This window comes from Pseudomonas sp. Wu6, from assembly GCF_019891515.1.
In the GTDB taxonomy this organism is placed as follows: Bacteria; Pseudomonadota; Gammaproteobacteria; order Pseudomonadales; family Pseudomonadaceae; genus Aquipseudomonas; species Aquipseudomonas orientalis_A.
Genome location: NZ_JAFLXH010000022.1, coordinates 74,512 through 95,784, shown reverse-complemented (window position 1 = coordinate 95,784; position 21,273 = coordinate 74,512). Strand labels below are relative to the sequence as shown.

Genomic DNA, 21,273 nt, shown 5'->3' with positions numbered 1-21,273 from the left:
AGCGGGTTCAAAGGCCTGGGAATAACCTTATTCCCAGGCCTTGTTTGCCCCAAGCCCAGAGAGGATTCGATGACTTACATTGCTGCCGAAAACCGCTATGAATCTATTCCTTATCGCCGCGTAGGCCGCAGTGGACTGGTGCTGCCGGCACTGTCCCTGGGGCTGTGGCACAACTTTGGCGACAGCACCCCGATCGCCACCCAGCGCGCCCTGCTGCGCACCGCGTTCGACCTGGGCATCAATCACTTCGACCTGGCCAATAACTACGGCCCTCCCTACGGCAGCGCCGAGATCAACTTCGGTCGTTTGCTGCGCGAAGACTTCAAGCACTACCGCGACGAACTGATCATCTCCAGCAAGGCCGGCTGGGACATGTGGCCCGGGCCTTATGGCCAGGGTGGCGGTTCGCGCAAATACGTGCTGGCCAGCCTCGATCAGAGCCTGCAGCGCCTTGGCGTCGATTATGTGGATATCTTCTACTCGCACCGTTTCGACGCCGACACGCCATTGGAAGAAACCGCCAGTGCGTTGGCCACCGCCGTGCAGCAGGGCAAGGCGTTGTACATCGGTATCTCGTCCTACTCCGGGGTAAAAACCCGGGAGATGGCAGCGCTGCTCAAAGAGTGGAAAGTGCCGCTGTTGATTCACCAGCCCGCCTACAACCTGCTCAACCGCTGGGTGGAAAAAGACCTGCTCGACACCACCGACGAACTCGGCGCCGGCGTGATTGCCTTCACGCCGCTGGCTCAGGGCTTGCTCACCGATAAATACCTCAACGGCATTCCTGCCGATGCCCGGGTGAACCGTCCGGGGGGAGGCTCGCTGCAGGCCCAACACCTGTCCGAGGAGAACATTGCCCACGTGCGCGCCCTGAATGAGATCGCCCAGCGTCGCGGCCAGAGCCTGGCGCAATTGGCGCTGGCCTGGACCCTGCGTGATCCACGGGTGACCAGCGCGCTGATCGGTGCCAGCCGGCCGGAGCAGATCATCGAGAACGTCGGCGCGTTGAAAAACTTGAGCTTCAGCGCCGAAGAGCTGGCGCAGATCGATCGGTTCGCCCAGGAAGGCGGGATCAATCTGTGGGAAAAACCGTCAATGGCGGAGTAACGTCAGCGTGCCTGCTCGATAGAGGCGCCGACCTTTATTGTGGCAGGCACACTGCAGCTGTTTGCTCAGCGCAGGGTTAGTACTCGCCGGGCATCTTGGAAGCCCGACTCAGACAACTTGACCTTATTCCCATAGAGGTCTGCGTAACCGTCAATCACGGCGACCGAGTGCCCGCCGGCGTCTGCGGTACCCAGGCCTTCTTTGGCCAGTTGAGCCGGATTGGTCCAGCGCCGTTTGGCATGTAGGCCCAAGCGATTGGTGGCATCTCCCGGCATTTCCCCGTCATTCAATGAGGCCATTGCGTCTTTGAAGCTGCGCTTGGCGCTGCCTTCGTGATTTTTCATCTGAGCCCGCTTGGCGCTGGCGGCATACAGGAATACTGCGTCCTTGAGCACGTCCGGGTCCTCGCCCTCAAAGCCGCTGCCGGTCCTCGCCAGCGTTAACTCTTCGTGGGATATGTGCAGCTTGAAGGTGTCTTGCATTGTCACCTCGAACCCTGTTTTTGTCGGGGTTATGAGTTTGAAAATCCCCTGTGGGTGATGACCGTATTTCATCATCGCCAGCTTGATCGCCGACACCGTGACGCAATTGCCTTCAATGCCCTGCCAGAACCCACGCCAGATATCCTCGGGCTTGGTGCCGGTCGGCACCGAAGATATAAATAGGCTGTCGTCAGGCCGGGGCTTGTCCAGGGGGGTGACCGTGGGCAAAGGGGCCGGCGAATTGCGATCAACCTGATGAGGTACGGCGTCAACCGCAGGGGCAACAGGGCTGGCGCGCTGTGTGATGGTTTTGAGAAGGCTGTTCAGTGAGTTCAGTTGTTGAACGATAGACGCGTAAAGGTTTTGGCTGTTTTCCGCGCCGCCCGCGACGGGTGTTTCCATCGGGGCCTTGGCGTTCTTCACGCCTGTGCCGGCGCAGAGACTGGGAAGTAATGACGTATTAAGCGCTGCGGTGCCGCTGGCAGTGTTGAGTAACATGGGCCGCCTCGTATTCAGTAGTGTGAGTGAGCGATTCAGTGAGGGTCGAGCACGTAGCCGTGGCCCTCATAAGGCAAATATTGATGCGCCTTTTCATTGCCCAGAACCAAGCCAAAACCGTACAGAAACCCGACGGTAGTCTGGTCTTCCAGTTCACTTACATGGACATGGCGCATATGGCCGATCATGCCGATATTTTCCAGGACAGGTTTGATATGCCGGCCATTCTGGATCGCATCACTGAGGGTCGTCTCGAAGTCGGACCTTGCCACCGGATCCTCATGTTCCAACTGGTGACGTTTCATAAAAGCGGCAAACATGAAGTTGGCATCCTTTATCAGCTCGCTGTCGTCACCGGACAGTTTCAGGGCTTGCCCGGCCCGCTGTAGCTCCTGGCGAGAAACATGCACTTCATAACCATCTCTCATCGTCACGTCGTAGCCGTCTCCTGCAACGGCAACCCGTTGAAAGCAATCGGTGGGGCTTTGCCCGAACGTCATCATCATCAGTTTTATTGCGTCAACGTAGGCTGCCGTTTCGCGAAACTCGCCAAAGCCCGGGGGCGTGTTACTCAAGCCAGTCAATATATCGGCTGGACGTTCACCGTTTCTCTTCGAGGAAATATCCGGCATCGCGCCGGCTGAGGGAGGACCGAGCGGCGTTGCGAGGGGTTTGACGTTGGTTTGCGGGGGGGGAGGCGCAACCCGCGCAGGGCGCGAGTCAATGGACGGTTCGTCCAGCCTGGTGGTTGCGGGTAAATCCGACAGTACGTAGGCCGGCTTTTTCAGCCTTAACTTCGAAGGTGTCCCGTGGAAATCCTCGTGACCATCGACAACCAGCATGGACTCCCCATTCGAGACAACCGTTATACCCAGTTTTTGACCCGTGCCCAGTGACTCGGACTTGACCTCTTTCAGATGGTTTTCCAGGCCCATGAGCTTCAATACGCTGCCGGCATGTTCGCCTTTATTGGTATTGCGCAGGGTCATGGGGTAACTCGCTTGTTCGGCGGGGTCGTTGCTTTGTAGCTGTTTTCGCTTGGCCAGGGTCGCATACAGAAAATTGGCGTCTTTCAACATGTCTTCGTCGCCGAGCAATTGCGAACCTTCTTTGGCAAGGTCCAGTTCTTTATGGGAAATGAATAATGTGAAGCCATCTCTCATGGTCACATTGAACCCGTTATTCAGGGGCGTGACTTGAGCGTAAATATCGGTTGGGCTTTGACCAAAGTGCTGCATGGCCAACTTGATTCCCGCGACATGAGAACTGTGCGGTGTGGTCAGTGAGCGGTAGGTCTCATGGGGCGAAAAAAACAGGCCACCTAATACGTCATCGGGTTTTTGTTTGTCCTTTTTACTTGAAAGGTACTGCGTACTATCAGGGCGCACCGTCGAGTGGGTGGTCGCTGCAACGGTTGCGGGCGTACCAGGCTTGACGGGCGTGGCGTCGATGGCCTTGTGGAGTGTGTTCATCAAACTTTCAAGCTCGCTTAACAAGGCAAGCAAACTTTCGCGCCTGTCGGGCGCGGCGGTGGGCGGTGTCAGTGTTTCAAGTGTTGTGCCTGTGGCTGAAGGGGCGGGTTCAGCAGGCTGTGCCGCAAAAGCGGGCAGCCACGGCGATACGGTTGAGATATTCATTTAAGCACTCAATGGATTCAGGTAAGGGTTCACTGCGCAGGCGTTTAGGACGCACGATGTCAGTGGTGAGCCTTACCTCGTACGTTCCTGAAAGTGAGTGCTTGACGAGTTACAGGGCGTGTCGTGAGCCACATTTTTCCATAGGAAAAATCTTGAAATTAACGGGTTTTTCGCCATTTGAGGCGGTTGGATTAAAACGGTGCATCGCCCAGGATGGTGGCCCGGTGCATGACGCGGCGCTGTGGACGGTAGTCATCCACCGCGTAATGCTGGGTCACGCGGTTATCCCAGAACGCTACGTCATTTTCCTGCCAGCGCCAGCGAATAGTGAACTCCGGGCGGGTGGCGTGAGCAAACAGCAGCTTGAGAATCGCCTCGCTTTCGGCCGGTTCCAGTTCGTTGATTCGGGTGGTGAAGCCGTCGTTGACGAACAGCGATTTGCGCCCGCTGACGGGGTGTGTGCGTATCACCGGGTGTGACAGCGGCGGGTTTTTGCGACGGGTTTCTTCCCAGCGTGCCAGGTCTTCGGCGGTGTTGCCGAAGCGCTCCAGCGGAAAGGATCTGGTGAAGTCGTGGGTGGCGGTGAGGCCATCGAGCAAGGCTTTGAACGGCTCGGACAACGCCTCATACGCCGCAATCCCGCTGGCCCACAAGGTATCGCCACCAAATGCCGGCAACTGCTTGGCGCTCAGCACCGCGCCGAGGGCAGGCGTGGGCAGGAAGGTCACATCGGTGTGCCATACGGCGTTGTCACGCACATCGGTCACGGCCGTGTCGAGGATCAGCACTTCGGGCTGTTCCGGCACGTTGGGGTAGATCGGGTGGATATGCAGGTCACCGAAATTCGCCGCAAACCGTGCCTGCTGCTGCGGGGTGAGCGGCTGGTCACGGAAGAACAGCACCGAATGCTTGAGGAGTGCTTGCTCGATGGCGTCGCGCTCTTCAGGGCTCAGCGCACGGGTGATATCGACGCCGCTGATCTGCGCGCCAAGCGCAGCGCTTAAAGGGGTAACGGTCAGGCTGCTCATTTAACGTTCATCACTCAGTGTGCCTGGCCATGCCACGGCACTAATTTACGCTGCAGGGCGCGCAGGCCCATTTCCATGGCGAAGGCGATCAGTGCGATCACCAGGATGCCCAGCACCACCACGTCGGTGACCAGGAACTGCGCCGCCGACTGCACCATGAAGCCCAAGCCGCTGGTGGCGGCAATCAATTCGGCGGCGACCAGGGTCGACCAGCCTACGCCCAGGCCGATACGTACTCCGGTAAGGATGTCGGGCAGGGCGCTTGGCAGGATCACATGACGAATCAGTTGGGCACGGGTGGCGCCCAGCGACTGCGCAGCGCGCAACTTGGCCGGGTCGACCGTGCGTACGCCGGTGGCGGTGGCGATGGCAATCGGCGCAAAGATCGCCAGGTAAATCAGCAGCACTTTGGACAGCTCGCCGATACCGCACCAGATCACGATCAGCGGCAGATAGGCCAGCGGCGGGATTGGCCGGTAAAACTCGATCAGCGGGTCGAGAACGCCGCGGGCGATGCGGTTGGCGCCGATGGCAATCCCCACCGGCACGGCCGTCAGCACCGCGAAACCCAGGCCCAGGCCGATGCGACTGAGGCTTGCGCCCAGGTGCTGCCAAAGGGTCGAATCCATGTAGCCGGATGTCGCCAGCAACCAGCCTTTTTGCAGCACGGCAGAGGGCGGCGGCAGGAACAGGGGTTCGATCAGGCCGCTGGCGGTTACCGCCCACCAGATAGCGAGCAGGACCGCCAGGGTCAGTACGCTGATCCACCGTGTGCTGAGGCTGCGGCGTGCCGGAATAACCGCATGGGTCAGCGGCTTGGCCGCTGTGGCGGGAAGTTCATAGCTGCTCATGTGCACACCTGCCGTTGCGAGAACACTCTGCCCAGTACGTGTTCGCGGGTTTCGATAAAACGCGGGTCGGACTTGATCGCCCGTGCCGATTCGCCAGCCGCGTAGCGTTGGCCGAAATCCAGCTGCAGACGCTCGACGATCTGGCCGGGGTTGGGCGCCAGCAGGATCAGGTCCGTGGCGAGGAACACCGCTTCTTCGATGTCATGGGTGATCAGGAACACCGGCTTGGCCGTGCGTCGCCAGACTTGCAGCAGCAATTCCTGCATCTGTTCGCGGGTGAAGGCATCGAGGGCGCCGAAGGGTTCGTCCATCAGCAATACGCGCGGGTCGGCCGCCAAGGCGCGGGCGAGGCCGACGCGTTGCTTCTGGCCGCCGGAGAGTTGCCAGGTGCGCCGGCTGTCGAAACCGCTGAGGTCCACCAGCGCGAGCATTTCACGGGCGCGCACTTCACGTTGCGCCTTCGGCACGCCGGCCAGCTCCAGGCCGAAGGCGACGTTGGCCAGCACGTCCTGCCAGGGCAGCAGGGCATCGTCCTGGAACACCACGCCGCGTTCGGCGCCAGGACCCTTGACCGGCACGCCATCGAGGGTAATACGCCCGGCCGAGGGCTCGACAAAGCCGGCAATCAGGTTCAACAGCGAAGTCTTGCCACTGCCGGAGGGACCCAGGGCCACCAGCAATTGCCGGGGGCCAAGCTCAAGTGAAATATCCGCCAGTACCGGTTCCGGGGCGCCTGGGTACTGTGCGCTGATGCGCTCCAGTTGTAGCAAGGCCATCGCGATGAACTCCTTGAATCAGTGAGTGATGAACTTGGCGCTGACGTAAGGGGCGTAGTCCGGCAGCACCGCGTCGACCTTGCCTTGCTCCTTGAGGAACGCGGCGGTATCGGTGACAGCCTTAGTGGTCGGTGCGCCCAGCAGGGTGACCTGGTCAGCGGCCAGCGGGTAGACATTGCCTTGCAGCAGCAACGGGATATCGCTGGCCTTGGCGCCGGAGAGCTTCACCAGCTTGTCGACGTTGGCCTTGTCGGCGAGCCAGGCCTGTGGGTCTTTACGGTAAGCGGCGTAGGCATCCAGCGTGACTTTGGCGAAGGCCGTGACGATTTCCGGATGCTTCTCGGCGAAGTCCTTGCGCACAATCCAGGCGTCGAAGGTCGGTGCACCGAACTTGGCCAGTTCGCCGGACGTGATCAGCACCTTGCCGTTTTCCTTGGTCACGCCCAGGGCCGGGTCCCACACATAGGTGGCGTCGATATCGCCGCGCTTCCAGGCGGCGATGATGGCCGGTGGTGCGAGGTTGAGGATGGTCACTTTCGAAGGGTCGATGTTCCAGTGCTTCAGCGCGGCCAGCAGGCTGTAGTGACCCGTGGACACGAACGGTACGGCGATCTTCTTGCCGACCAGGTCCTGGGGGCTGTTGATCCCCGACCCATCGCGCGCCACCAGGGCTTCGGCGCCGCCGATCTGGGTGGCGACGAGGAAGGTCTGCACCGGCACCTTGCGCGTGATCGCAGCGGTCAACGGGCTGGAACCGAGGTAACCGATCTGCACGTCACCCGAGGCGATGGCGGCGATGATATCGGCGCCATTGTCGAATTTGCGCCAGTCGATCGTGGCGTGGGTGGCTTTTTCATAGGCGCCGTCGGCCTGGGCGACTTTGGCCGGGTCTACGGTGGTCTGGTACGCGACGGTCACATCCGCCGCCTGGGCAAACAGGCTGGCACCGGCCAGGGACAACGCCGCCAGCAAGCGCAGTGGAATAGGCAGTTTCAAAGGGAAGCTCCTCGATCAGGCGGCCAGGGAGGCGGCGTGTGAGGAGACTAAATGATCTAAGAATCCGAAAATAAATAACATTTTCGCATTAGCTTATGAGGAGAAGGGTTGCAGCGATTCCTGAGCCTGATGCAGGGCAAATGTGGGAGGGGGCTTGCCCCCGATGGCGGTGGTTCAGTCACTGATTGAGTGGCAGACACACTGCTATCGGGGGCAAGCCCTCTCCCACATAAGGTTTAGTTGCTGATGGCCAGGATGCTCGCCTGGTACGACCCGACAAACACATCGAAATCGCCCACTTCGTTCTGCTCAAGCTCGGCCTGCTGCGCCAGCGACTTACGCGCCAGTTCTTCAAAGCGCGCTTGTTCCTCGGCCGGCAACGGTTCCTTGCGGAAGAACTCGGCATGCACCTCGCTCTGATGCAGCGAGAACTGCGCGAAACTTTCCTTACGCTCGGCCATCGCTTCCAGCACCTGGGCCGAGGGCGTCAGTGACGGGTCGTTGACCTTGGCCAACTGAGCGTCCAGCGCCTGGCTGTGTTCAGTGATGCCATGGCTCTCATCGAGCAGGGCGGCCAGAGGCGCAATCTGCTCCAGCAGCTCGGTGGCCCACGCTTTCATGTCCACCGCCTGGCCCTGACGCTGCAATTGCAGGCCCGGACGGCGACCTTCCTTGACCACGCTGAGGAAGTTGGACGTGGCGTTGCCGCACTCGTTATTGGCGAACAGCGGGCTGTCATTCAGCGCGCAAAACAGCAGGAATGCGTCGAGAAAGCGCGACTCCGGCAGGTCGATGCCCATCGGCAGGAACGGGTTGATGTCCAGGCAGCGCACTTCGATGTACTGGATGCCGCGCGCCATCAGCGCCTGGATCGGCCGCTCGCCGGTATAGGTCACGCGCTTGGGGCGGATGTTGGAGTAGTACTCGTTTTCGATCTGCAGGATATTGGTGTTGAGCTGCACCCACTCACCGTCCTTGTGCGTGCCGACTTCGACATAGGGCGCGTAGGGCGTTGCCACCGCTTCGCGCAGGCTGTCGGTGTAGCTGGCCAGGTCGTTGTAGCACGGCGTGAGGCCGGCCTGGGCGTTGCTCTGGTAACCCAGGTCGCTCATGCGCAGGCTCGTGGCGTACGGCAGGTACAGGGTATCGGCGTCGAGCACTTCAAGCTGGTGCGAACGACCGCGCAGGAAGCCTGCGTCCAGGGCCGGCGAGGCGCCAAACAGGTACATCAACAGCCAGCTGTAGCGGCGGAAGTTGCGAATCAGCGCGATATAGGCGGTGGATTGATAGTCGCGGTCGGTGCCGACAAAGCCTTCGGCGTCCTTGAGCAACGGCCACAGCTGTTCCGGCAGCGAAAAATTGTAATGGATGCCGGCGATGCACTGCATGGTCTTGCCATAACGCAGGGCCAGACCCTTGCGGTAAACGTACTTGAGCTGCCCGATATTGGAGGTGCCGTAGTAGGCAATCGGAATATCTTCCTCGGCCGGCAACGGGCACGGCATCGAGGGGCTCCACAGGTATTCGCTGCCCAGTTTGGTGTAGGCAAAGCGATGGATCTTGTCCAGGCTGCTCAGGGTATCGGCCGGGTTGGGCAGTGCGGGAGTGATGAACTCCAGCAGCGATTCCGAGTAGTCGGTAGTGATCTGTTCGTGCGTCAACGCGGCGCCCAGGGCTTCCGGATGCGGCGTTTGGGCCAGGCGACCCTCACTGGTGACGCGCAGGCATTCACGCTCGATGCCATGCAGGCAGTGCTCTAGCAGGGAGAGGTGTTCGCGCTTGCCGAGCAGGGCCAGGCGGCGGTTGAGAAGTTCGCTCAAGTTGGATTCCTTCACGCGTCAGTCGCCCCAATATGGGGGTGGTCAAGACGGTCTACAAGGGTGAAGTTGAAACTGGCGTGATCGCCTGGTTCTGAGTCGATAGGACCCGCTCTGAATGTGCCTACTTCACTCCATGAATTGGGCTACAGCGCAGCGAGAAAATTCCGACGCTGTTGTCACAGCGCCGAAATTAACTCAAATCATGTGCAGGGAGCTATAGGACAGCGAACGTGCCCTGTGCTTTTGCGACAAGTCTTTCGTCCTGGTACACCTCGGCTTCGACCACCAGGGTGCGCCGGCCGGCGTGGATCACCCGGCTGGTGCACAGCACGTCACCGTCTTCAACGGCGCGGATATAGTTGATCTTGCATTCGATGGTCGCGCTCTGCTGGTCGAACCCATGGGCGCTGGAGCATGCCAGTCCCATGGTGATGTCTACCAGGCTGAAAATCGCCCCGCCGTGCAACTTGCCCCCGCGATTGCGCAACTGCGGCGCCAGGCTCAGGGCCACCTCGGCAACGCCTTCCTCCAGGCGTTGCAGGCGGCAGCCGATCAGTTCGCTGAACGCGCTCTGGGTCAAACCGGCCGGAATATCCATCAACGCTTCTTCAGTTGCTTGGCGTTGGCGAACAGCGAGGCCATGGCGTTGTTGCTCGGTGCGGCTGTCGCGGTGTCCTTGCGCGGCGCAGTGTTCTGCGACGGGCGCGGTGCCGAGCCAGGGCGAGCGCCACGGGCGCCGTCGATTTTCTCGCCGGGGGTGTCGCTCATGCGCATCGACAGGCCAACGCGTTTGCGTGGGATGTCGACTTCCATCACCTTGACCTTGACCACGTCACCGGCCTTCACCGCTTCGCGCGGGTCCTTGATGAACTTCTCCGAAAGTGCGGAGATATGCACCAAGCCGTCCTGATGCACGCCGATATCCACGAACGCGCCGAAGTTGGTCACGTTGGTCACCACGCCTTCGAGGATCATGCCCGGTTGCAGGTCCTTGAGGTCTTCGACACCGTCCTGGAACTCCGCGGTCTTGAATTCGGGGCGCGGGTCGCGGCCGGGTTTTTCCAGCTCTTGAAGGATGTCGGTAATGGTGGGCACGCCGAAGGTTTCGTCGGTGTACTTTTTCGGGTCCAGGCGTTTGAGAAACGCGGCGTCGCCGATCAGCGAGCGGATGTCGCGATCGGTTTGGGCGGCAATTCGCTGTACCAGCGGATAGGCTTCCGGGTGAACCGCCGAGGCGTCCAGCGGATTATCACCGTTCATTACGCGTAGGAAACCTGCGGCTTGCTCGAAAGTTTTTTCGCCCAGACGTGGGACTTTTTTCAGCGCCGCGCGGGTTTTGAAGGCGCCGTTCTCGTCGCGGTGATTGACGATATTCTGCGCGAGGGTCGCGTTCAGGCCGGAGATACGTGCAAGCAGCGCCACGGAGGCGGTGTTCACGTCCACACCCACGGCGTTCACACAGTCTTCCACGACCGCGTCCAGTCCACGCGCCAGCTTGAGCTGCGACACGTCGTGCTGGTATTGGCCGACGCCGATGGATTTGGGATCGATCTTCACCAGCTCGGCCAGCGGGTCCTGCAGGCGACGGGCAATGGACACGGCGCCGCGGATGGACACGTCAAGGTCCGGGAACTCCTTGGACGCCAACTCCGAGGCCGAGTACACCGAAGCCCCCGCCTCGGAGACCATGACCTTGGTCATTTTCATCGCCGGGTACTTTTTGATCAGCTCGGCGGCCAGCTTATCGGTTTCGCGGCTGGCGGTACCGTTGCCGATGGCGATCAGGTCCACGGCATGCTTGGCGCACAGCGCGGCCAGGACGGCCAGGGTCTGGTCCCACTTGTTGTGCGGTACGTGCGGGTACACGGTGGCATGATCCAGCAGCTTGCCGGTGGCGTCGACCACCGCAACCTTGCAGCCGGTGCGCAGTCCCGGGTCCAGGCCCAGGGTGGCGCGTGGGCCCGCCGGTGCAGCCAGCAGCAGGTCATGCAGGTTGTGGGCGAATACGTTGATCGCCTCGGTTTCGGCGCCTTCACGCAGCTCGCCGAGCAGGTCGGTTTCCAGGTGGGTGTAAAGCTTGACCTTCCAGGTCCAGCGCACGACCTCACCGAGCCACTTGTCCGCAGGACGATTCTGATTCTGAATGCCGAATTGTTGACCGATCATGCCTTCGCACGGGTGCATGGTGCCCGGCAGCTCGTCGCCGACTTTCAGCGCGGAGCTGAGAATGCCCTCGTTGCGCCCACGAAAGATCGCCAGGGCGCGGTGGGACGGCATGCTTTTGAGCGGTTCGTCGTGTTCGAAGTAATCGCGGAACTTGGCACCTTCTTCCTCTTTGCCGGCGATGACGCGGGCGCTGAGAATGGCTTCCTGTTTCAGGTAGGTGCGCAGCTTTTCCAGCAGGCTGGCGTTTTCCGCGAAGCGCTCCATCAGGATGTACTTGGCGCCGTCGAGGGCGGTCTTGACATCGGCGACGCCTTTTTGCGCGTCGATAAAGCGCGCGGCTTCGGTTTCAGGCGTCAGCGACGGGTCGTTGAACAGGCCGTCGGCCAAGTCGCCAAGGCCGGCTTCCAGGGCGATCTGGCCCTTTGTACGACGTTTCTGTTTGTACGGCAGGTAAAGGTCTTCGAGGCGGGTCTTGGTGTCGGCCAGCTTGATGTCGCGTTCCAGCTGCGGGGTCAACTTGCCCTGTTCCTCGATGCTGGCGAGGATGCTGATACGCCGCTCGTCGAGTTCTCGCAGGTAGCGCAGGCGCTCTTCCAGGTGCCGCAGTTGGGTGTCGTCAAGGCTGCCGGTCACCTCTTTTCGGTAACGGGCGATGAAAGGTACCGTGGAGCCCTCATCCAGTAGCGCGACGGCCGCTTCGACCTGTTGTGGGCGTACACCGAGTTCCTCGGCGATGCGGCTGTTGATGCTGTCCATAAAACCACCTGAAATTCTGAAAAGCCGCTCGCAGGCCCGGAAAACAAGGCCTTGCGAGGCTGGTTGAGCGGCCCGACCGGCGCCGCTGCCTGGGTCAAGAGGCTGCCTATTGACCCTCGAAATCGAAAAAACACGAGAAGCGCGTAAAAAAAAGCCCGGCAGTAAACGGTAACGATCTGACGTTGCCCTGCACGAAAGCGCCGCATTATAACCAGCGTTCTGCCCTTGGGGGCTACTGGGCCGGTAGTTGCAGGACATGGCTTGGCTGGTAGTAGAGGAAAAATCTGCTAACAATGCACACGGTGCGTATAACGGCAGCTAGGCCATAATGCGCGCCGAGATAAGAGGAGCATCTAATGAGCAGCACTGCACAAACTGCTGAAGGCGAAAAAATTCTCATCGTTGACGACGATCCGGGGCTGAGCAGCCTGCTGGAGCGTTTTTTCAACTCCAAGGGCTACCGGGCGCGCGCGGTGCCGAACACCGAGCAGATGGACCGCCTGTTGGGGCGTGAAGTATTCAATCTGGTCGTGCTCGACCTGATGTTGCCTGGCGAAGACGGCCTGACCGCCTGCAAGCGTCTGCGTGGCGTGAACAACCAGATCCCGATCATCATGCTCACTGCCAAGGGCGATGAGCTGAGCCGCATCAAGGGCCTCGAACTGGGCGCCGACGACTACCTGGCCAAACCGTTCAACCCTGACGAGCTGATGGCACGGGTCAAGGCCGTATTGCGTCGCCAGGCACCGCCGGTACCGGGTGCGCCGGGCAGCGAAGACGAAAGCGTGACCTTCGGCGACTACGAGTTGTCCCTGGCAACCCGCGAGCTCAAGCGTGGCGACGAAGTGCACATGCTCACCACCGGCGAATTCGCGGTGCTCAAGGCCCTGGTGATGAACGCTCGCCAGCCGCTGACCCGCGACAAGCTGATGAACCTGGCCCGTGGCCGCGAATGGGATGCCCTGGAGCGCTCCATCGACGTGCAGATCTCCCGACTGCGCCGGATGATCGAGCCGGACCCTTCCAAGCCGCGGTATATCCAGACGGTGTGGGGTGTGGGTTATGTGTTTGTGCCGGATGGCACCGCAACCAAGTGACCGATGATTTGCAGGGACGGGCACCCGGCGTTTGATTCCATGAGGGTCGACGGGGTGCCCGGCGTCTGCAATTCTGCGAGCGCCGCTCGTTCCTGCAAGGTGTCTAGCTGTCTCCTATGAAAACCCCGCTGTGGTTCCCGCAAAGTTTCTTTTCCCGCACCCTTTGGTTGGTGCTCATCGTCGTTCTGTTTTCCAAGGCACTCACACTGGTTTATCTGTTGATGAACGAGGACGTGCTGGTGGATCGGCAGTACAGCCATGGCGTCGCCTTGACGCTGCGTGCCTACTGGGCCGTAGACCCCGAGAACCGTGAAAAGGTAGCCAAGGCTTCATCACTGATCCGGGTCGATGGTGCCGGCGTGCCCGAGGGCGAGCAGCACTGGCCCTACAGTGAGATCTACCAGCGCCAGATGCAGGCGGAGCTGGGCGACGACACTGAGGTGCGGCTGCGCATGCATGTTTCGCCTGCGCTCTGGGTGAAGGCGCCCAGTCTGGGCGATGCCTGGATCAAGGTCCCGCTGTATCCGCATCCGCTGCGCGGGCAAAAAATCTGGAACGTGTTGGGCTGGTTTCTCGCCATCGGCCTGCTTTCAACCGCGTCCGCATGGATTTTTGTGCGCCAGCTCAACCAACCGCTCAAGCGCCTGGTATTTGCCGCCCGCCAACTGGGCCAGGGGCGCAGTGTGCGCCTGCCGGTCAGCGATACACCCAGTGAAATGACCGAGGTGTACGGCGCGTTCAACCAGATGGCGGAAGACGTCGAACAGGCCGGACGCGAGCGTGAGCTGATGCTGGCGGGGGTCTCCCATGACTTGCGCACGCCGTTGACGCGCCTGCGCCTGTCCTTGGAGTTGATGGGTAGCCATACCGACCTCACCGATGACATGGTGCGTGACATCGAGGATATGGACGCGATTCTGGACCAGTTCCTGGCGTTCATCCGCGATGGGCGTGATGAGGTCGTGGAGGAGGTTGATCTCACCGATCTGGTGCGTGAAGTGGTCGCGCCCTACAACCAGAGCGGTGAGCAGGTGCGCATGCGCCTGGAGCCGATTCAGCCGTTTGCCTTGCGCAGGGTGTCGATGAAGCGCCTGTTGAACAACCTGATCGGCAACGCCCTGCATCATGCCGGTTCGGATGTGGAGGTGGCGGCGTACGTGTCGGGTGACAGCGCGGCGCCCTATGTCGTGCTGAGCGTGATGGATCGCGGCACGGGGATCGACCCGGCTGAACTGGAAGCCATCTTCAACCCGTTCACCCGTGGCGACCGCGCCCGAGGCGGCAAGGGGACCGGTTTGGGGTTGGCGATTGTGCGGCGGATTGCTTCGATGCATGGCGGCAATGTTGAATTGCGCAACCGTGAAGGGGGCGGGCTGGAAGCTCGGGTGCGCTTGCCGCTTGGGTTGATGTTGCCCAGAGACGCAGTCTGACAAACAACATGGATCAAATGTGGGAGGGGGCTTGCTCCCGATTGCGGATTGTCAGTCACCTATGTGCGGACTGACACACCGTTATCGGGGGCAAGCCCCCTCCCACATTTGGTTTGATGTTGTGTCAGGGGCAGAGCTTTTAGCCCTTGCCCTTGGTCCGAGTCATGTTCGGCCCGCCATTTTTTTCCAGATGCTGAATGATGATCCCCGCCACATCCTTGCCGGTGGTGGTCTCGATCCCTTCCAGGCCCGGCGATGAGTTCACCTCCATGACCAGGGGGCCGTGGTTGGAGCGCAGGATATCCACACCTGCCACGGCCAACCCCATGACCTTGGCTGCACGCAATGCGGTCATGCGCTCCTCCGGAGTAATCTTGATCAGGCTGGCGCTGCCGCCACGGTGCAGGTTGGAACGGAATTCGCCCGGCTTGGCCTGGCGTTTCATGGCGGCAATCACCTTGTCGCCCACCACGAAGCAGCGGATATCCGCACCGCCGGCTTCCTTGATGTACTCCTGCACCATGATGTTCTGCTTGAGGCCCATGAACGCCTCGATCACCGACTCCGCTGCCGTTGCCGTTTCGCACAACACCACGCCGATGCCCTGGGTACCCTCCAGCACCTTGATCACCAGGGGCGCGCCATTGACCATTTCGATCAGGTCGGGGATGTCATCCGGGGAGTGGGCGAAGCCGGTCACCGGCAGGCCGATACCTCGGCGCGACAGCAGTTGCAGCGAGCGCAGCTTGTCCCGCGAACGTGCGATGGCCACGGACTCGTTGAGCGGAAAAACGCCCATCATTTCAAACTGGCGCAGCACTGCGCAGCCATAGAAGGTCACCGAGGCGCCGATGCGTGGGATCACCGCATCAAAGCCTTCCAGCGGTTTGCCACGGTAGTGGATCTGCGGCTTGTGGCTGGCAATGTTCATATAGGCCCGCAACGTGTCGATCACCACCATTTCATGGCCACGTTCGGTGCCGGCCTCGACCAGGCGGCGGGTGGAATACAGACGCGGGTTTCGCGACAGCACAGCAATCTTCATGCGGCACCTGGGGCAGAGATAGTGGAAACCGGGAACACCGGCTTGTCTTGTACGTATTTTACGGCCGGGCTGACGACCAACTGGCCGTCAATCAGCGCCTTGGAGCCCAGCAGCAGGCGATAACGCATGGCCTTGCGGCAGGCCAGGGTGAATTCCACTCGCCACACCCGATCGCCCAACGCCAGGGTGGTGCTGATCACGTAGCGCACCTGCGCATGGCCATTGGAACTCTTGATGGTTTTCATCGTTACCAGAGGCGCTTCGCAGCGCCGGTGACGCAGTTGCACTACGCTGCCCAGGTGCGCGGTAAAGCGCACCCACTTCTCGCCGTCGCGTTCGAACGGCTCGATCTCGGTGGCGTGCAGGCTTGAGGTGCTGGCACCGGTGTCGATCTTGGCGCGCAGGCCTGCCACTCCCAGGTCGGGAAGGGCCACCCACTCACGCAGACCCACAACGGTCAAATGGTCAAATGTCTTCAAATAGGGGTACCGTCATTTTGTCCAGGCTTGAGGGGCAACCTTGGCCAGGGCATTGAATGTGGGCCTGGCGAACCAGTAGCCTTGCATCAGAAATATTCCACAGTCGGAGAGGAAGTCCCGCTCACCGGCACTTTCGATGCCTTCGGCGATGACAGTAACCCCCAACTGCTCACAGATTGTGACAATCCCCCGGACGATCACCTGGCGGACACGGTCCTGGTCGACATCGCGAATCAGCGCCATGTCGAGCTTGATCATGTCAGGTTGGAAATCGGCCAGCAGATTCAACCCCGAATAGCCCGCGCCGAAATCGTCGATGGCGGTCTTGAAGCCGAATTGGCGGTATTCACGCAGAATATTCGTCAAATGGCGATAGTTATCTACATGCTCGCTTTCCAGGGTCTCGAAAATCAGGCGGTCCAGCGGGAAATTGTGCTCGCGGGCGGCGTCGAGGGTGCTGCGGATGCACAGTTCGGGACGGTAGACGGCATTGGGCATGAAGTTAATGGAAAGATAGGTTTGCATGCCCAGGGCGGCGGCGCCGGCAATTGCCTGGGTGCGGCAGCGCTGGTCGAAGCGGTAGCGATTGGTTTCGTTGACATGTGCCAGCACCGACAACGCGCCTTCACCCTGCGTGCCGCGCACCAAGGCTTCATGGGCAAATATCGAACGGTCACGCAGGTCTACGATAGGCTGGTAGGCGAAAGCAAAATCGAACCCCAGCGGCTCGCTTTGCTGGCAACCCACGCACCGCTGGTTGGGCGAGGTGAGTGAAAGGGGAAAGTCGGTCACGGCATATCCTCGCGAAAACAGGGTGCTACCTGGCGTATCTTAGGTGAGCCTTGGGGTTTATGCGTCGAAGGGTTTCAACGGTAAGGTTGCGACATTTTTCAGAGCGAGGAATTCAAGTGGCTCAAAAGCAGGAAGAGGAAGAAAAGGTCCGTTTGGACAAGTGGCTGTGGGCCGCGCGTTTCTACAAGACCCGTGCCCTGGCCAAGGCCGCCATCGAGAGCGGCAAGGTGCACCATCGCGGCGAGCGCTGCAAGCCGGGGAAGGAACCGCGCGTCGGCGATGAGTTTCAGATTCGTACAGGGTTTGATGAAAAGACTGTCGTGGTGCAAGCGCTCTCCAGCGTGCGCCGGGGTGCGCCTGAAGCACAGGCGTTGTACGCGGAAACCGAAGCCAGTATCGCCAAGCGGGAAAATGCCGCGGCCATGCGCAAGGCGGGGGCCTCAGGCCTGACTACCGACGGCAAGCCGAGCAAGAAGCAGCGTCGCGACCTGTTCAAGTTTCGCGGCAGCGGCAATGATGATTGATTGCACAATCTCCACGCCGCAGGAGATCAAAAATGTGGGAGGGGGCTTGCCCCCGATGGCGGTGAATCAGTCAACTTATATGTAGCTGACCTGCCGCTATCGGGGGCAAGCCCCCTCCCACAGTTAGCCCGCATCGTTAAGGGATCGTGCGCATGACGCTCAGTCGCCCGATCACCGGCAGTTTGCCAAGCAACCCGAAAACCGGCGCGGTTACCCGCAACAGGAACCCCGACACTTTCGCCGCAAACGGCGTGTAATACCCCCAGCCCAGGGCTAACAGCGCCAGCAATACCCCGCCGATATAATCGTCCTGTCCCCAATGCGCGCCCGCTACGAGCCGCGGCATCATGAACAACAGCGCCAGGCCCCAGATCACCAGCACCTGGCCGATGCGCTTGGCGAACACGCTCATGAACATCGCCCAGATCAACAACACCGAAGCATGATCGCCAGGAAAGCTCTGGCTCGAACGGTCTTTCAATTCCCAGGTTTTCTCGAGCCCGGGGAAAAAGTCGCTCATCTGAATCGCGCCGTCGATCACCATTGACGGGCTGCTGTGCTGCCAACCCATGTGCGCCGCGAGCTTGGAAAACAGCATGCGGATAAACAGCAACAGCAGCAGAATACCAAGGAAGCCAAAGAACGCCTGGCGCACCTGCATAACCTTGAACACCCAGTCGCCGCGAATCAGCAGTGCCAGCAGAATCACCCCGACGATCGCATCGAAGGGCCGCAGGCTGGCCACGGCCCACACGTGCAGCCAGGTCGAGTTGCTGGCCAGCGGGCCATTGAGCAGGTGAAACAGCCACTCGTCGAAAATCACACACAGCATCTGGCCCGTGGGCCACAGCCAGAAACACAGCAGTCCGATAGCGACTAGATTGCAAAGAGCCCATCGCCGGAGGTTCCAGTTCGCTTGGAACAAACCCGGATTGTTCATAAACTGTCCCTCATCGCTCTCTAGCTCCTTGTTTCAGGAGAAATCGCACCAATGTGGTGCTAAAGCGTTTAATTTTATAAACGTTGTAATCATTTTGTCATCACTTCAGATACCCAAACCTATGACTGATCTACCGGATACCGACTTCACCCAACGCTTTATCTTTGACGAGAACGACGCCCGCGGCGAGCTGGTCTCGTTGGAGCTCAGCTATGCCGAAGTCCTTGCCAAACACGCGTATCCGGAGCCGGTCGCGCAATTGCTCGGTGAGTTGATGGCGGCCGCTGCGCTGCTGGTGGGCACGATGAAATTCGATGGCTTGCTGATCCTGCAGGCGCGTTCCGAAGGTCCGATCCCGATGTTGATGATCGAGTGTTCCAGCGAGCGCGAAATCCGTGGCCTGGCCCGCTATGACGTCGACCGGATTACCCCGGATGCCACGTTCTCCGAGCTGATGGCCGATGGCGTGCTGGCCATCACCGTTGACCCCACCGAGGGCCAGCGCTACCAGGGCATCGTTGATCTGGACGGCGAGACCCTGTCGGACTGCTTTACCAACTATTTCGTCATGTCCCAGCAGGTCGGCACCAAGTTCTGGCTCAACGCCAACGGCAAGCGCGCTCGCGGCCTGTTGTTGCAGCAATTGCCGGCTGACCGTATCAAGGACGAGGATGAGCGCACCGATAGCTGGCGCAAGCTGACCGCCCTGGCCGGCACCCTGACTGCTGAAGAATTGCTGGGCCTGGACAACGAGACCATCCTGCACCGCCTGTACCACGAAGAAGCGGTGCGCCTGTTCGACGAGCAGTCCCTGCGCTTCAATTGCAGCTGCTCGCGCGAGCGTTCAGCCAATGCCCTGGTCAGCCTTGGCCTGGAAGATGCGCAAAATCTGGTGGTGGAACACGGTGGTCATATCGAGATCGACTGCCAGTTCTGCAACGAGCGTTATCTGTTCGATGCCGCCGATGTTGCCCAATTATTCGCCGGTGCAGGCAGCGACACCCCTTCCGACACCCGTCACTAAAACGTTTAAGCACAGGTAAATCACCTGCCAAATGCCGGATTAGAGGCGTTCTGACGGGAGGGCCCTACTCTTTTTGGGCTTTTCTGGCATAATCCGGCCCACTTTTTTCGCGGTAGTAGTGCGCAACTTTCTACTACAAAACGTTTGGAGCACTCGGCCACAGGCCGACGGGGAACCTCATGACGCAAGCCAATAACGCCGTATACACCGATCTGAGTGTTGACGATCTGGTCAAAGAAGCCCTGCAGCGCGGTGAAGGCGTGCTTGCCGATACTGGCGCGCTGGTCGTAGAAACGGGTCACCGCACTGGCCGTTCGCCGGTCGACCGCTTCATCGTTGAAGAGCCTACTACCCAGGACGCAATCGCCTGGGGCCCGATCAACCGCAAGTTCCCGGCCGACAAGTTCGATGCCCTGTGGAACCGCGTAGAAGCCTTCAACAACGCGCAGGAGCACTTCGTGTCCCACGTTCACGTAGGGGCTTCCGAAGACCACTACCTGGCCGTGAAAATGACCACCCAGACTGCCTGGCAGAACCTGTTCGGTCGTTGCCTGTTTATCAACCCGGCCCGGTACAACCCGGCCGGTCGTGACGAGTGGCAAGTGCTCAACGTGGCCAACTTCGAGTGCGTGCCAGAGCGTGACGGCACCAACTCCGACGGTTGCGTGATCCTCAATTTCGCCCAGAAAAAAGTGCTGATCGCCGGCATGCGTTACGCCGGTGAAATGAAGAAAGCCATGTTCTCGGTGCAGAACTTCCTGCTGCCGGCCTCCGACGTCTTGCCGATGCACTGCGCCGCCAACATTGGCGAAGCAGGCGACGTGACCCTGTTCTTCGGCCTGTCGGGTACCGGTAAAACCACCCTGTCCGCCGACGAAAGCCGCTACCTGATCGGTGACGACGAACACGGTTGGGGCGAAGGCGTGGTGTTCAACATCGAAGGCGGTTGCTATGCCAAGTGCATCGACCTGTCCGAGAAGAACGAGCCGGTTATCTGGAAGGCCATCAAGCACGGCGCCGTGCTGGAAAACGTCGTTATCGACGAGGCCGGGCATGCTGACTACACCAATGTCAGCCTGACCCAGAACAGCCGCGCCGCCTACCCGCTGGAGCACGTTGCCAAGCGTTCCGAGAAGAACCTGGGCGGCGAGCCCAACGCGGTGATCTTCCTGACCTGCGACCTGACCGGCGTATTGCCGCCCGTGTCGATCCTCAGCGAAGAACAAGCGGCCTACCACTTCCTGTCCGGCTACACCGCATTGGTGGGCTCGACCGAAATGGGTTCGGGCAGCGGCATCAAGTCGACCTTCTCCACCTGCTTCGGCGCACCGTTCTTCCCACGCCCGGCCGGTGAATACGCTGAGCTGTTGATCAAGCGCATCCGTGGCTTCGGCTCCAAGGTCTACCTGGTCAACACCGGCTGGACCGGCGGCGGCTACGGTGTCGGCAAACGCTTCAACATCCCGACCACTCGCGGCGTCATCGCAGCGATCCAGAGCGGAGCGTTGATCGGTGCCGAAACTGAGCACCTCGACACCATCAACCTCGACGTGCCATTGGCCGTACCGGGCGTTGAGACCGGCCTGTTGAACCCACGTAACACCTGGGCTGACCAGGCTGCCTACGATGAAGCAGCGAAGGCGCTGGCCGGGTTGTTCGTCGAGAACTTCAAGAAATTTGAAGTGAGTGATGCGATCAAGGCTGCAGGGCCTAAGTTGTAAGATTCGTAAGTTGTGAAAAAGCCGCCCCTCGTGGGCGGCTTTTTTGTGCGCGACAGGTTGTATCGCTCTCGCCGGATTTGCACAGACCCCATGTGGGAGGGGGC

At 60.4% G+C, this 21,273-nt stretch carries 19 protein-coding genes; 6 read left to right on the top strand and 13 right to left on the bottom strand.

Annotation, left to right across the window (positions count from 1 at the left end; all coding sequences use genetic code 11):
* Window positions 1-69: 69 nt before the first annotated feature.
* Entirely contained in the window at window positions 70-1,107 is a 1,038-nt protein-coding gene (mgrA, locus tag J1G34_RS16685) for an L-glyceraldehyde 3-phosphate reductase (protein ID WP_065884649.1), read from the top strand.
* Between the two features lie 65 nt (window positions 1,108-1,172).
* On the opposite strand, the gene J1G34_RS16680 is transcribed toward mgrA, so the two are convergent.
* From J1G34_RS16680 to J1G34_RS16640, 9 genes are all read right to left on the bottom strand, one after another.
* On the bottom strand, window positions 1,173-2,087 hold the full coding sequence (locus J1G34_RS16680; RefSeq protein WP_065937181.1) for a hypothetical protein: 915 nt from the start codon (window positions 2,085-2,087) through the stop codon (window positions 1,173-1,175).
* 35 nt (window positions 2,088-2,122) lie between these two features.
* Window positions 2,123-3,724 (bottom strand): hypothetical protein, encoded by a 1,602-nt coding sequence (locus J1G34_RS16675; RefSeq protein ID WP_222994369.1) that lies wholly within the window; start codon window positions 3,722-3,724, stop codon window positions 2,123-2,125.
* Between the two features lie 191 nt (window positions 3,725-3,915).
* Window positions 3,916-4,752 (bottom strand): taurine dioxygenase, encoded by an 837-nt coding sequence (gene tauD / locus J1G34_RS16670; protein WP_065884646.1) that lies wholly within the window; start codon window positions 4,750-4,752, stop codon window positions 3,916-3,918.
* 14 nt (window positions 4,753-4,766) lie between these two features.
* The gene (gene tauC, locus J1G34_RS16665; RefSeq protein ID WP_065893794.1) at window positions 4,767-5,603 is read right to left on the bottom strand and encodes a taurine ABC transporter permease TauC; all 837 of its coding nucleotides are present in this window, start codon (window positions 5,601-5,603) and stop codon (window positions 4,767-4,769) included.
* Window positions 5,600-6,379 (bottom strand): taurine ABC transporter ATP-binding subunit, encoded by a 780-nt coding sequence (tauB, locus tag J1G34_RS16660; RefSeq protein ID WP_065893793.1) that lies wholly within the window; start codon window positions 6,377-6,379, stop codon window positions 5,600-5,602. Before tauB ends, tauC begins: the two co-directional genes overlap by 4 nt.
* A gap of 18 nt (window positions 6,380-6,397) precedes the next feature.
* A complete protein-coding gene (gene tauA, locus J1G34_RS16655) occupies window positions 6,398-7,375 on the bottom strand; it encodes a taurine ABC transporter substrate-binding protein (RefSeq protein ID WP_222994368.1) in 978 nt (325 codons plus the stop codon).
* A gap of 236 nt (window positions 7,376-7,611) precedes the next feature.
* Complete coding sequence (gshA, locus tag J1G34_RS16650; RefSeq protein ID WP_065896578.1) at window positions 7,612-9,195, bottom strand: glutamate--cysteine ligase; 1,584 nt, start codon at window positions 9,193-9,195, stop codon at window positions 7,612-7,614.
* A 214-nt stretch (window positions 9,196-9,409) separates the two neighbouring features.
* Complete coding sequence (locus tag J1G34_RS16645) at window positions 9,410-9,793, bottom strand: PaaI family thioesterase (RefSeq protein WP_065884641.1); 384 nt, start codon at window positions 9,791-9,793, stop codon at window positions 9,410-9,412.
* The gene (locus J1G34_RS16640; RefSeq protein ID WP_065893790.1) at window positions 9,793-12,117 is read right to left on the bottom strand and encodes a Tex family protein; all 2,325 of its coding nucleotides are present in this window, start codon (window positions 12,115-12,117) and stop codon (window positions 9,793-9,795) included. The genes J1G34_RS16645 and J1G34_RS16640 overlap by 1 nt, the downstream gene beginning before the upstream one ends.
* 356 nt (window positions 12,118-12,473) lie before the next feature.
* On the opposite strand from J1G34_RS16640, the gene ompR reads away from it, so the two are divergent.
* Together ompR and J1G34_RS16630 are read left to right on the top strand one after the other, a co-directional pair.
* Window positions 12,474-13,214, top strand: coding sequence for an osmolarity response regulator transcription factor OmpR (ompR, locus tag J1G34_RS16635; protein ID WP_065893789.1), 741 nt, complete (start codon window positions 12,474-12,476; stop codon window positions 13,212-13,214).
* 116 nt (window positions 13,215-13,330) lie between these two features.
* The gene (locus J1G34_RS16630) at window positions 13,331-14,644 is read left to right on the top strand and encodes an ATP-binding protein (protein ID WP_065884638.1); all 1,314 of its coding nucleotides are present in this window, start codon (window positions 13,331-13,333) and stop codon (window positions 14,642-14,644) included.
* Between the two features lie 139 nt (window positions 14,645-14,783).
* On the opposite strand, the gene rimK is transcribed toward J1G34_RS16630, so the two are convergent.
* Genes rimK through rimA form a run of 3 tightly spaced genes read right to left on the bottom strand, consistent with a single transcriptional unit; the run spans window position 14,784 to window position 16,960 of the window.
* Entirely contained in the window at window positions 14,784-15,689 is a 906-nt protein-coding gene (gene rimK, locus J1G34_RS16625) for a 30S ribosomal protein S6--L-glutamate ligase (RefSeq protein ID WP_003171022.1), read from the bottom strand.
* Window positions 15,686-16,168, bottom strand: a complete 483-nt coding sequence (gene rimB, locus J1G34_RS16620; RefSeq protein WP_065884637.1) for a retropepsin-like aspartic endopeptidase RimB — start codon at window positions 16,166-16,168, stop codon at window positions 15,686-15,688. Before rimB ends, rimK begins: the two co-directional genes overlap by 4 nt.
* Window positions 16,169-16,180: 12 nt before the next feature.
* Window positions 16,181-16,960: a S6 modification regulatory phosphodiesterase RimA gene (gene rimA, locus J1G34_RS16615; RefSeq protein WP_065896577.1), complete on the bottom strand. Its 780-nt coding sequence runs from the start codon at window positions 16,958-16,960 to the stop codon at window positions 16,181-16,183.
* Between the two features lie 116 nt (window positions 16,961-17,076).
* Between rimA and J1G34_RS16610 the strand changes: the two genes are divergently transcribed.
* A complete protein-coding gene (locus tag J1G34_RS16610) occupies window positions 17,077-17,484 on the top strand; it encodes an RNA-binding S4 domain-containing protein (RefSeq protein WP_065884635.1) in 408 nt (135 codons plus the stop codon).
* Between the two features lie 136 nt (window positions 17,485-17,620).
* Here J1G34_RS16610 and J1G34_RS16605 read toward each other — a convergent pair whose 3' ends face one another.
* Window positions 17,621-18,424 carry a phosphatase PAP2 family protein gene (locus tag J1G34_RS16605; RefSeq protein ID WP_065893787.1) on the bottom strand — a complete coding sequence of 268 codons (804 nt, stop codon included), beginning with the start codon at window positions 18,422-18,424 and terminating at the stop codon, window positions 17,621-17,623.
* 121 nt (window positions 18,425-18,545) lie between these two features.
* Between J1G34_RS16605 and hslO the strand changes: the two genes are divergently transcribed.
* Both hslO and J1G34_RS16595 read left to right on the top strand, forming a co-directional pair.
* Window positions 18,546-19,448: an Hsp33 family molecular chaperone HslO gene (gene hslO / locus J1G34_RS16600; RefSeq protein ID WP_065884633.1), complete on the top strand. Its 903-nt coding sequence runs from the start codon at window positions 18,546-18,548 to the stop codon at window positions 19,446-19,448.
* A 179-nt stretch (window positions 19,449-19,627) separates the two neighbouring features.
* Window positions 19,628-21,169: a phosphoenolpyruvate carboxykinase gene (locus J1G34_RS16595; RefSeq protein WP_065884632.1), complete on the top strand. Its 1,542-nt coding sequence runs from the start codon at window positions 19,628-19,630 to the stop codon at window positions 21,167-21,169.
* Window positions 21,170-21,273: the final 104 nt, after the last annotated feature.

Excerpts from the sequence above, each read along its gene's own strand:
- mgrA (WP_065884649.1), top strand. The coding sequence starts at position 70 with ATGACTTACATTGCTGCCGAAAACCGCTATGAATCTATTCCTTATCGC.
- hslO (WP_065884633.1), top strand. The coding sequence starts at position 18,546 with ATGACTGATCTACCGGATACCGACTTCACCCAACGCTTTATCTTTGAC.
- tauD (WP_065884646.1), bottom strand. The coding sequence starts at position 4,752 with ATGAGCAGCCTGACCGTTACCCCTTTAAGCGCTGCGCTTGGCGCGCAG.
- ompR (WP_065893789.1), top strand. The coding sequence starts at position 12,474 with ATGAGCAGCACTGCACAAACTGCTGAAGGCGAAAAAATTCTCATCGTT.
- J1G34_RS16680 (WP_065937181.1), bottom strand. The coding sequence starts at position 2,087 with ATGTTACTCAACACTGCCAGCGGCACCGCAGCGCTTAATACGTCATTA.
- J1G34_RS16630 (WP_065884638.1), top strand. The coding sequence starts at position 13,331 with ATGAAAACCCCGCTGTGGTTCCCGCAAAGTTTCTTTTCCCGCACCCTT.
- J1G34_RS16675 (WP_222994369.1), bottom strand. The coding sequence starts at position 3,724 with ATGAATATCTCAACCGTATCGCCGTGGCTGCCCGCTTTTGCGGCACAG.
- J1G34_RS16595 (WP_065884632.1), top strand. The coding sequence starts at position 19,628 with ATGACGCAAGCCAATAACGCCGTATACACCGATCTGAGTGTTGACGAT.
- J1G34_RS16640 (WP_065893790.1), bottom strand. The coding sequence starts at position 12,117 with ATGGACAGCATCAACAGCCGCATCGCCGAGGAACTCGGTGTACGCCCA.
- rimK (WP_003171022.1), bottom strand. The coding sequence starts at position 15,689 with ATGAAGATTGCTGTGCTGTCGCGAAACCCGCGTCTGTATTCCACCCGC.
- J1G34_RS16645 (WP_065884641.1), bottom strand. The coding sequence starts at position 9,793 with ATGGATATTCCGGCCGGTTTGACCCAGAGCGCGTTCAGCGAACTGATC.
- tauB (WP_065893793.1), bottom strand. The coding sequence starts at position 6,379 with ATGGCCTTGCTACAACTGGAGCGCATCAGCGCACAGTACCCAGGCGCC.
- J1G34_RS16605 (WP_065893787.1), bottom strand. The coding sequence starts at position 18,424 with ATGAACAATCCGGGTTTGTTCCAAGCGAACTGGAACCTCCGGCGATGG.
- tauC (WP_065893794.1), bottom strand. The coding sequence starts at position 5,603 with ATGAGCAGCTATGAACTTCCCGCCACAGCGGCCAAGCCGCTGACCCAT.